We start from the raw sequence: 1,045 nt of genomic DNA, 5'->3' as shown, positions 1-1,045 counted from the left end.
CTGTCATTATTAATTCGACTTCATAAGCATATAAAGACTATATATTACAGTCAGAGGTCAAATTATACCCTCTCTTAATATAATTAATAACAGGTATAAAATGACCTCTTTACTTACTTATTAAAGCTAAGAATTATATTAGGTAGTAAATCTCCTGTAATGGGATGCCATTCTTTCTTTTGTTTGGCTTCATCATTGCTTATTAGTAATTCATTAGGAGTAAGTTCCAACCTGTCGGGAAACAGTTTTAACAATCCTGCTTGGAATAATTCAATATTATACTTGAATACTGTATTCTTACTTATTCCCAACTTATTAGCTATTCCTATGTTAGTAAGAGGAATAGTATTATTCTCTGCAATTAATAATAGCTTGATATAGTACCCTTTCACTTTCACACTTAGCTTAACTTGGGTAAACTTATGGGATAATGTGATAAAGCCTTTGTAATCCATGGCAGGTATCTTATACAGACTTCTCATTGTAAATTCATATACAGGGTGGTTGATTGGGCTGGGGTATTTCTTTCTTGTCAATACCGTGTCCATGCTCTTATTGAAATTCTTTAATGTGCTTTCCTTCTCACCTGTAATCTTGGCTATATCTTCAATCCGTAGTCTTACATTATAATAGCTGTTTCTATATAGAGACAGACAAAAGAATCTATACAGGTCAGGTTCATTTAAAGCATTTAACATTGACTTATTAATGGTAGCATTATGAGTTCTTATGCTTGTCCTGTTTATTAGATGTTGTTTGGCAATATTCATTAGTAGCTGATTGAACATTATCGGTAAATAACAAATCTCTCTTCTCCCGTTCCAACTTGTAATAGTAGGCTGTACCAAAGTAAATCTTGGCTTCCTTCCTGTTGGCAAACTGCTTCCCTGTAGGTAAATGGATTATCATAATTAATCGGTTAGTCTTTGTAATGGGATATATACAGTATAATATCTTCCGTTCCTGTGTACCCTGCGTTTCATGTAGCCATTAAATTGCGCCCACATTCCGATTTGAAGTTTATTGTCCCGTACATTATTCTTCA

The 1,045-nt window shown here is 33.4% G+C and carries 2 protein-coding genes; both read right to left on the bottom strand.

Translation table 11 applies throughout. The annotated features are described in order from the left end of the window. Positions 1-113: 113 nt before the first annotated feature. Positions 114-770 carry a hypothetical protein gene (locus DXA05_RS26145; RefSeq protein WP_128859794.1) on the bottom strand — a complete coding sequence of 219 codons (657 nt, stop codon included), beginning with the start codon at positions 768-770 and terminating at the stop codon, positions 114-116. Continuing rightward, a complete protein-coding gene (locus DXA05_RS26140) occupies positions 718-909 on the bottom strand; it encodes a hypothetical protein (protein WP_008649611.1) in 192 nt (63 codons plus the stop codon). The genes DXA05_RS26145 and DXA05_RS26140 overlap by 53 nt, the downstream gene beginning before the upstream one ends. Positions 910-1,045 lie beyond the last annotated feature (136 nt).

Origin of the sequence: Bacteroides sp. AM54-2NS (assembly GCF_003602935.1) — a bacterium.
Lineage (GTDB): Bacteria > Bacteroidota > Bacteroidia > Bacteroidales > Bacteroidaceae > Bacteroides > Bacteroides xylanisolvens.
This window is presented reverse-complemented; position numbering and strand designations above follow the sequence as displayed.

Excerpts from the sequence above, each read along its gene's own strand:
- DXA05_RS26145 (WP_128859794.1), bottom strand. The coding sequence starts at position 770 with ATGAATATTGCCAAACAACATCTAATAAACAGGACAAGCATAAGAACT.
- DXA05_RS26140 (WP_008649611.1), bottom strand. The coding sequence starts at position 909 with ATGATAATCCATTTACCTACAGGGAAGCAGTTTGCCAACAGGAAGGAA.